Raw genomic sequence first — 9,453 nt, 5'->3', positions numbered from 1 at the left:
TAGGTTGGAGGTGGAAGCGCAGCAATGTGCGGAGCTGACCAATACTAATCGGTCGAGGGCTTATCCTAATAATTCTAACACAAATTCGTTCGTATCTAGTTTTCAGGGAATCAATCTCTGATTCATGATTCATTTGGAGAGATACCCAAGTGGCTATAAGGGGACCCTCTGCTAAGGGGTTAGACTGTGTAAACGGTGCGTGGGTTCGAATCCCACTCTCTCCGCCATTGATCTATCATGAATAAGTAAGGAATATATATGTGGCGGTGTAGCTCAGCTGGCTAGAGCGTACGGTTCATACCCGTGAGGTCGGGGGTTCGATCCCCTTCGCCGCTACCATACATACCCAGGAGGCTTAGCTCAGCTGGGAGAGCATCTGCCTTACAAGCAGAGGGTCGGGGGTTCGATCCCCTCAGCCTCCACCATCATTTTTGATGGATGCACTTATATAGTGTACTCATACACTTGCCGTTGTAGCTCAACTGGTAGAGCAACTGACTTGTAATCAGTAGGTTGGGGGTTCAAGTCCTCTCGACGGCACCATTTTTACTAAAAAGTGTGGAACCGTGGTGTAGTTGGCCTAACATGCCTGCCTGTCACGCAGGAGATCGCGGGTTCGAATCCCGTCGGTTCCGCCATTTTTTTGTTTAAATAATATATTGTGGCTTGGTAGCTCAGTCGGTAGAGCAAAGGACTGAAAATCCTTGTGTCGGCGGTTCGATTCCGTTCCAAGCCACCTTTTTTCTGCGGAGGATTAGTGAAGTGGCTAAACACGGCAGACTGTAAATCTGCTCTCATCGAGTTCGGTGGTTCGAATCCATCATCCTCCATTCTTACTATGAGCCATTAGCTCAGTTGGTAGAGCACCTGACTTTTAATCAGGGTGTCGAAGGTTCGAATCCTTCATGGCTCATCTCATAATACGATAAAGTCATCAACCTCTAGAGGTTGATGACTTTTTGTTTACTCTTCTTTTGGGACTAGATATGTTAGTATATTAATAAATAGGTGAAGTGGTAGGTGGGTTAACTTGATAATGAAGATGGAATCATTACGGCAGAAGTTACAACAAATTGTAGGTATACCCCTCACGATTAAAGAACTAAATAAGCAGGACTCTGACTCTTTTTTCAATTATAAAAACAGTACGCTGATGGATTCAGTTGTGAACGAGGGCGAAGTATGGTTTCCTCTGTATAACAAAGATGGTAAAATGTCGGTCCTAGCAGGTGAATTAAATGCGTTAAGTTTAGAGGAAGTTCAATTCATGGAACTTATTCTGGCTAACATGAGGGATCAATCACAAGTATCAATAACCCCTCAAGAGGAAGAGAAGAGAGATATTCATAATCTGAGCCTGTGGATTCAGGAACAGATTGAATTAGGACAGCTAGAGGTACGTATTCCAGAACATCTTTTAGTCCAGAAACAAATGATATCGGAAATGGTACCTTTTGTACTAAGTAGTGAGGGCACTCATTTGCCGAACATATCGTACATACAATTAAAGAAACTACTCATTAGCTATTTCGATGGGGAGATCATATTAATTCCACTAAAGAATCATGAATGGTTAATCTTAGCACGTCAAGAACTAATCTTGGGGAGCTTGGATGAGCGAGAGGACGAGCAGGAGGAGACGGTAGAAGAGATACTATCTGCATTTTGCCTTGGTTTACATGAGCTAGTTGCCAATGAATGGGTAGGAGTATTTCACTTGTCGGTTGCACTTCCATTAGATATAAGGAATGGGTTACCTGCAATCGTAGTTATGTTGAGAGAGACGATACTTCTTGGAAAGACTTTTCACATTACGGATTATATTCACCTTCCCTGGGATTTGGTATTAGAACAACTTGTTTTTAGTATACCTAGTAGTCAACGGACTCAGTTCCTACAACATGTGGGAGATCACTCGATTCTATTGACAGATACAGAAACACTTTTGACGTTGGAGACTTTTTTTGAATTAGATTGTAATGTCAGTGAGACAGCAAAGAGAATGTATATTCATAGGAATACACTCATTTATCGGCTCGATAAGATCAAGAATGAGACAGGTCTTGATGTTCGGAACTTTGGAGATGCCGTTCTGATTAAACTCACAATGCTATTGTATAAAGTGACGAAAAGGAAATAGTTTTTTTGTGCAGTTTGTGGATAGCCAGTCTTGATGATGTTAGGTAGAATAAGAATATCAAATGGTTACGATTACAAACATATTACTTAGGGGGAAAATATAATGGCAGGTGTACGCTTAGAGCATATCTACAAGAAATACGCGGGTGCAGACAAAGCAACAGTTATCGATATCAATCTTGATATTAAAGATAAGGAATTTTTGGTCCTCGTTGGACCATCTGGTTGTGGTAAATCTACAACACTTCGGATGATCGCTGGCTTGGAAGAGATTTCAGAAGGTAAACTTTATATCGGAGATCGTGTTGTAAATGATGTAGCGCCTAAAGACCGTGATATTGCGATGGTATTCCAATCTTATGCCTTGTATCCTCATATGAACGTATATCAGAATATGGCTTTCGGTCTAAAATTGCGTAAAGTGAAAAAAGACGAAATCGAAAAGAAAGTACGTAACGCAGCAAAAATTCTAGATATTGAGCATTTGCTTGATCGTAAACCAAAAGCACTTTCTGGTGGTCAACGTCAACGTGTTGCCTTGGGTCGTGCGATTGTACGTGATCCGCAAGTCTTCTTGATGGATGAGCCTCTTTCCAACTTGGATGCGAAACTACGTGGTCAAATGCGTGCGGAAATTACTAAATTGGCTAAACGTCTAGAAACAACTGTTATCTATGTAACGCATGACCAAACAGAAGCTATGACGATGGGTGATCGTATCGTTGTTATGCAAGATGGTATCATTCAACAAGCTGCTTCTCCAGAAGAGCTGTATAACAGCCCAACTAATCTATTTGTAGCTGGTTTCATCGGATCACCAACAATGAACTTTATCCATGGTACACTAAGTGAATCCAATGGTAATGTTCGCTTCAAATCAAGTGGTCTAGATGTAGAAGTTCCTGGTGGTAAGGCTCAAATCTTGAAGAGTAGAGGTTTGATTGGTAAAGAAGTAATTATGGGCGTTCGCCCTGAAGATATTCATGAAGAGCCTGTATTCTTAGAAGCATCACCGAACACGATCTTTACATCAAATGTTGATGTTACTGAGAACCTTGGACATGAAATGTTACTTTACTTGAGTGGTTTAGGTGAAGATACCGTTATTGCTCGTGTAGATGGCCGTTCTACAACTCGTGATGGTAGTACAGTTCGCTTGGCAGTTGATATGAACAAAGTTCATATCTTTGATAAAGAAACTGAACTTAACGTTCTAGTTGCAGAGTAATACAATATCATTAATGCATACAGAGACCGCCCGAAAGGGTGGTCTTTTTGAAATTCTGGCAGTGATTGCATTCAATAGCAATTTCATTTACGATAGATATAGTGAAAAAGGGTTTAATTGTTTTGAACATGAACTCAACTATTGTAGGTACATAGATACACTTGATGAGAGGAAGATAAGACATGGCTAAACGTGTTAAAGTTTCAGAACTAGTTCAACAATTCCACATGGAAGTCATCGCAGGTGAAGAAGGTCTTAAACGAACCATTACGGTAGATGATTTAAATCGGCCTGGTCTTGAAATGGCAGGATATTTTGAATATCATCCTCAAGAGCGAGTGCAGCTCCTTGGGAAAACGGAATTAGCGTTCTTCGAAATGTTGACCGATGAGGAAAAAGTAGACCGTATGCAGAAAATCTGTACGGATGAGACTCCTTGTATCGTAGTGACAAGGTCTCTAGAAGTACCACAAGAGCTAATTGATATTAGTAATGAGAGGAATCTACCTGTGCTACGTAGTAGTATGGCTACGACGATTCTGTCTAGTAAGATCACCGGATTCCTTGAGCAGAAATTAGCACCTACAACAACTATTCATGGTGTACTGTGTGATGTCTATGGAGTAGGAATGCTTATTACAGGTTCTAGTGGTATTGGTAAAAGTGAGACTGCATTAGAACTGGTCAAAAGAGGGCATCGCCTTGTGGCAGATGATGCGGTGGAAATTCGCCAAACATCGGACAACCAGCTTCATGGTTCAGCACCTGAGTTGATTAGACATTTACTTGAAATTCGTGGCGTAGGTATTATTAATGCGATGACTCTCTTTGGCGCAGGCGCCGTACGTAACAATAAACGGATCACGTTAGTCGTTAAGCTAGAGAATTGGCAACAGGATAAACAATATGATCGACTGGGATTAGATGAGGAAACGACACGGATCATTGACACGGATATTCCATTGGTGACGATTCCTGTGCGACCAGGACGGAACCTTGCTGTTATTATTGAAGTGGCTGCAATGAATTATAGACTGAAACAAATGGGTCTGAATGCGGCTCTTCAATTCACAAATAAATTGACAGCAACGATTGCGGAAGAAAGCGATGATATGGATTAGGAGTGATCAGATGGCTACTTTATTACTTAATCCAATCGCAATATCGATTGGAGCGCTACAGGTTCATTGGTATGGCCTAATTCTTGGATTGGGTGCGTTGGCTGGGATTTTGCTTGCGATTCGTGAAGGTCGGAGATATGGTATTTCTTCAGAGTTCTTCATGGATCTGTTGTTGATAGGTGTTCCTTCGGCGCTTATTGGTGCACGCATTTATTATGTTGCTTTTAAATGGGAAGATTATAGAGGAAACCTTTGGGATGTATTTAAAATATGGAATGGTGGTATCGCTATCTACGGAGCTTTAATAGCTGCGATCATATTTGCCATCTTCTTTACACGTTATAAAGGATATAAATTTTGGCGGATCGTTGATATTTGTGCGCCTGGATTACTTATTGGACAAATCATTGGGCGATGGGGGAATTTCGTTAACCAAGAAGCCTATGGTGGACCAGTGGAACAGTCATTTTTGCAAAATAACTTACATTTACCGGATTTTATCGTGAATCAAATGAATGTTCAAGGGGTATTTCACCATCCAACATTTCTATATGAGTCGCTATGGAATCTTGTAGGTCTAGGGCTACTACTCATTCTACGTCGGCAGAAATTTCTGCGTGCAGCTGAGTTGTTTCTTTCTTATTTCATTTGGTATTCGATTGGCAGGTTCTTCATTGAAGGTTTGCGTACGGATAGTCTAGCTTTTCAAGGCCCAGAATGGTTAGCGTCTATGATCAATGGTCTATGGAGCCCTATGAAAGGGTTGGGGTTCGATTATGGACATCTGGATGTTGATTATGGAAATGTGAGAATATCACAGCTATTGCCGATCTTGATTATTATTGGTGCCGTAGCTTTTATTATCTATCGACGTGTAACTAGCAGAGCGGAAGAGAGATATCTCGATCCCATTATATGTACAAAGGTAACTGTAGATACGATGCCAGAAGCATCATTAAACGATAGGCAACCGAAGAAGACACCATCTTCAGAACGTATAGCACAGGAAGAAGAAGGTTCAAAGGATACTAAAAAGGAGTAACTACTACATGATTAACACCGTTTTATTTGATCTTGATGGAACGATTATTGACACTAACGAACATATTATTAATTCTTTCATACATGCATTACAAGACCATGCCCCTGCTCCGTTCTCGAGAGACCAGATTATTCCGCGGATGGGAATGACATTAGAACAGCAAATTGTTCATTTCACAGGTACGGAGGATGTAACTCCTTTTGTAAAGGACTATAGAAGTTACTATGATAGTAATCATGATGGGAATGTAGGTCCCTTTCCACAGGTGTTGGAAGTGATTGAAGAATTACATGCACGGGGAATCGCTATGGGTGTTGTAACGACAAAGAATCGACCAGGTACTTTAAAAGTACTTGAGATGTTCGGACTTATGAAGTATATGGATTCGATTGTGACTGTTAACGATGTCGAGCATGCGAAGCCCCATCCAGAACCTGTGCTTAAGGCAGTGAAGGAGCTTGGATCGGATCCCAGTAAGACGCTAATGATAGGGGATAGCCCAGCTGATATTCAGGCTGCTCAAGCGGCAGGAGTGTTATCTGCGGGTGTCTCTTGGTCGCTGAAAGGTGAGCAAGCACTTAGAGTGTACAATCCAGAATATATGTTGCATACGATGAAGGATTTATATCTTGTGTTAGAACAGGGGTAAGATACAGTGAGAAAGGTTACCCGATATCCAGTGGAAGGTCCCAATGCGCTGTGGCAGATTTATCGAACCGTTAGTCCCTGGAAAGGGATCAAAAATTTTATATGTATTCAAATTGCTCGTTACTGTCCAGTTCTTCAAGTGAAGAACTGGATTTATAGAAATCTATTAGGAATGAAGGTTGGCCGTCACACGGCATTTGGATTGATGGTTATGGTAGATGTGTTTTTCCCGGAGAAAATATCTGTCGGAGATAACACAATTATTGGCTACAATACAACGATCTTAGCTCATGAGTATTTGATTCAGGAATATCGACTAGGTGACGTTACGATTGGGAATCATGTCATGGTCGGGGCGAATACGACGATATTACCTGGTGTAACGATCGGGGATGGAGCGGTTATTGCAGCGGGGTCTGTTGTACATAAGGATGTAGCTGCAGGAACTTTCGTAGGTGGGAATCCATTGCGTGAGTTGAAATCTAAAGGGTAGAGAATTGCTGCTGTGACAGAAGGGATCTGATGGTGATTACTCCGTTAGGTCCCTTCCTTGTAGAGGTTGTTCAAAAAGTCATCTTTTGATCACGAAGGTTAGCAGGGGGCGTATTCGACATCGAATATTGAATTCAGCCGGTCCTTCCGGTGCTCACGTAGGTACTGCCTACGCTCCGCTCCTCGCTCCCTACCTTCATCCAATCTTCTCGGTGCTGAAAAGCTAACTTTTTGAACTCGAACTTATACATATATACTTCAATGTAAAGGGGAATCTTTTTGAAAATAAACAAAAGGGAACGGTTACCTCAACTTGATGTGTTTCGAGCGATAGCTATATGGGGAGTTCTTAATGTTCACGCATCTTCTTATGCCGCTGGTGTACAGGCTATGGATTCACCAATTTATTATGTATATAACTTCATGAATATATTTTTCAAATATGGGACGCCTTCATTTATCTTTTTAAGTAGTTTTGTGCTGTTCTACAATTATTATGACCGCTCTGTAAATATCGGACTTATTTCTAGATTTTATCGGCAAAGGCTGAAATACATAGTACTTCCATACACGATTGTCTCGCTCTGCTACTTTATAGTGAATCAATACATAAATCAAAAATTAATAGGTGTTCCTTTCGGTGAACTTGGGATAAGATTCGGCTATACTTGGTTGACGGGGACAGCGCATACACATTTATACTTTGTGTTTATTAGTGTTCAATTCTACATCCTATTTCCATGGATCCTCAGACTGTTGCAATCGAAGCAGTGGATCGTGAAATGGGCTATACCGCTAGGTTTGGCCATACAGTGGGGTTTTGTATTCATTAATAAGTATAGTCTTCAGCTATCGAACAAGGGGAGCTACTCTATTTCGTATTTAGCTTATTATATGATGGGTGCTTATATAGCTATAAATTTCACCAGAATAAAGCCATGGTTATTGAATACTTGGGATCGACTGACGCAGGGACAAAGACGATGGACGATTACACTATGGATTGTATGGTTTGTTATAGCCTGTATTCATGTACAGTTATGGCATGAATTGAGATCAACGGGCAATTACGTTAACACTTTATGGTATGAACTTGTGTGGAATATACACACCATGTTATCAGCATTAGTTCTGTTGCACGCTACATTTCTAATTTATCGAAAGGCATCTCGAAAAGTGGTGGCCATTCTAACTAGAATGGGTGCGCTTTCCTTTGGCATATATCTTCTACATCCTATTATTCTCGTGCTGTATCGTCGATTCCGTTACTATGTACAGCCAGAGTCGATAGGGTATCTCTTATTTATCGTCGGTGGTTTACTCGTTGCGTTATTTCTGAGTTGGGCGATGGTACATGTTTGTTTCAAAAGAATATCTTGGTCGTGGGTTTTTCTTGGAAAAAATCCAGATTTGGTATCGCTCAAAGCTAAAAAACCCGATGTACATGAAGTGAAGCGAAGCAATGGATTGAAATCTTAAAGTGTCATTCTCTCGTTGACGATCAACCTTTACTCATGCTATAATAGCAGAAATTCTTTATCTTATTAGCACGGTATAACTTTAATGTATTAAAGTAATTGGATGTGAATCCATAGTAATGTTTAAGTAGAGGTGAATGTGAATGTTTAAGCCAAAAGGCTTTGAGAAACCGACTGGCGTTCGGGATTATCTACCGTATGCAGTTAAGAAATTACGTAAGATCGAACGGAATGTGCTAGATTGTATGGATCGTTGGGGATATCAGCAGATTATGACACCTACAATGGAATATTACGATACTGTAGGCGTAGCGAGTTCCACATCAGATCAGAAATTATTTAAGTTGCTCAATAATCGGGGGACTACGTTGGTGCTCCGTTCGGATATGACTGCCCCCATTGCAAGGGTTGCCTCTTCTCTGTTGAAGGGACAATCGCTACCTATTCGATTATCGTATCATGCGAATGTATTTCGCTCGATTGAAGAGGAAGCGGGCAGAGAGGCAGAGTTCTTCCAGACAGGTGTTGAATTACTTGGAGACGACTCAGCTGAGGCTGATGCAGAGGTTGTGGCGCTTGCGATTGAATCATTGAAATCGGCAGGGGTGTCCTCATTTAAAATCGCAATGGGTCATGTTGGGTTCTTGCATGGATTGTTCGAAGAAGTTGTTCCGGATCGTACCGATGCACAGGAGTTACTGAAAGAAGGACTACTGCTTCGTGATTATGTGGGCTTTCGCAATACGATTACTCAGCTGGACTTGTCTGATTCAGAAAGAGATGTACTGGATGGGCTCGTTCGACTACGTGGTGGTAAAGAGACCTGTGAGCAAGCGTTACAATTAAGTGACCATCCACAAGCTAGAGCATCTATTGATCATTTGCTTAAGGTGTGGGAGGTGCTGGAAGCCTATGGTGTCTCGGAGCATGTACTGATTGATTTAACTATGATTGGTGATTTTTCGTATTACACGGGCATGACCTTTGAGGGCTATGCATCTGAGCTGGGCTTCCCTGTGTGTAACGGTGGGCGTTATGATAATCTGTTGCAACAATTCGGTCGGTCGATTCCTGCAACGGGCTTTGCCCTCAAAACGAATCGAATCTTAGATGGTGTACATGGCCTTCAAGAACCAGAGATAGAACCTATCATTATTGAATATGAAGCATCTGGACGTCAAGAAGGGTTACAGGAAGCGACTAGACTTCGCAATGCGGGACATACCGTCATTACGAAGTTAGTACAACTCGGACAGCGTTCTGAAGATGAGTCTAACATAGCTGAGGATAACGGGAGGTGAGCAT

Annotated in this window: 8 protein-coding genes and 8 tRNA genes; all 16 read left to right on the top strand. The window is 41.5% G+C overall.

The annotated features are described in order from the left end of the window. Positions 1-135 precede the first annotated feature (135 nt). The 16 genes from AC1TO9_RS16480 to AC1TO9_RS16405 all read left to right on the top strand — a co-directional run bounded on the left by AC1TO9_RS16480 (position 136) and on the right by AC1TO9_RS16405 (position 9,449). Positions 136-227, top strand: a tRNA-Ser gene (locus AC1TO9_RS16480). A 35-nt stretch (positions 228-262) separates the two neighbouring features. After that, a tRNA-Met gene (locus AC1TO9_RS16475) sits at positions 263-339 on the top strand. 10 nt (positions 340-349) lie between these two features. After that, positions 350-425, top strand: a tRNA-Val gene (locus AC1TO9_RS16470). A 42-nt stretch (positions 426-467) separates the two neighbouring features. Then, positions 468-543 (top strand) — tRNA-Thr (locus AC1TO9_RS16465). A 17-nt stretch (positions 544-560) separates the two neighbouring features. Continuing rightward, positions 561-638: transfer RNA gene (locus tag AC1TO9_RS16460), tRNA-Asp, on the top strand. A gap of 25 nt (positions 639-663) precedes the next feature. Then, positions 664-736: transfer RNA gene (locus tag AC1TO9_RS16455), tRNA-Phe, on the top strand. A gap of 12 nt (positions 737-748) precedes the next feature. Next, positions 749-830: transfer RNA gene (locus tag AC1TO9_RS16450), tRNA-Tyr, on the top strand. A 10-nt stretch (positions 831-840) separates the two neighbouring features. After that, positions 841-913: transfer RNA gene (locus AC1TO9_RS16445), tRNA-Lys, on the top strand. Positions 914-1,036: 123 nt separating this feature from the next. After that, a complete protein-coding gene (locus tag AC1TO9_RS16440) occupies positions 1,037-2,140 on the top strand; it encodes a helix-turn-helix domain-containing protein (RefSeq protein WP_482059872.1) in 1,104 nt (367 codons plus the stop codon). 102 nt (positions 2,141-2,242) lie between these two features. Then, a complete protein-coding gene (locus AC1TO9_RS16435) occupies positions 2,243-3,367 on the top strand; it encodes an ABC transporter ATP-binding protein (protein WP_482056269.1) in 1,125 nt (374 codons plus the stop codon). Positions 3,368-3,549: 182 nt separating this feature from the next. Continuing rightward, entirely contained in the window at positions 3,550-4,488 is a 939-nt protein-coding gene (gene hprK, locus AC1TO9_RS16430) for an HPr(Ser) kinase/phosphatase (protein ID WP_482056270.1), read from the top strand. Between the two features lie 10 nt (positions 4,489-4,498). Next, complete coding sequence (lgt, locus tag AC1TO9_RS16425; RefSeq protein WP_482059871.1) at positions 4,499-5,530, top strand: prolipoprotein diacylglyceryl transferase; 1,032 nt, start codon at positions 4,499-4,501, stop codon at positions 5,528-5,530. A 7-nt stretch (positions 5,531-5,537) separates the two neighbouring features. Continuing rightward, on the top strand, positions 5,538-6,179 hold the full coding sequence (ppaX, locus tag AC1TO9_RS16420; protein WP_482056272.1) for a pyrophosphatase PpaX: 642 nt from the start codon (positions 5,538-5,540) through the stop codon (positions 6,177-6,179). Between the two features lie 6 nt (positions 6,180-6,185). After that, positions 6,186-6,671, top strand: coding sequence for an acyltransferase (locus AC1TO9_RS16415; protein ID WP_482056273.1), 486 nt, complete (start codon positions 6,186-6,188; stop codon positions 6,669-6,671). Positions 6,672-6,949: 278 nt separating this feature from the next. After that, positions 6,950-8,149 carry an acyltransferase gene (locus AC1TO9_RS16410; protein ID WP_482056274.1) on the top strand — a complete coding sequence of 400 codons (1,200 nt, stop codon included), beginning with the start codon at positions 6,950-6,952 and terminating at the stop codon, positions 8,147-8,149. 142 nt (positions 8,150-8,291) lie between these two features. Continuing rightward, a complete protein-coding gene (locus AC1TO9_RS16405) occupies positions 8,292-9,449 on the top strand; it encodes an ATP phosphoribosyltransferase regulatory subunit (protein ID WP_482059870.1) in 1,158 nt (385 codons plus the stop codon). Positions 9,450-9,453: the final 4 nt, after the last annotated feature.

This window comes from Paenibacillus sp. Y916 (assembly GCF_056786435.1).
The sequence above is the reverse complement of the archived record's forward strand: the minus strand, read 5'-3'. Positions and strand labels throughout refer to the sequence as shown.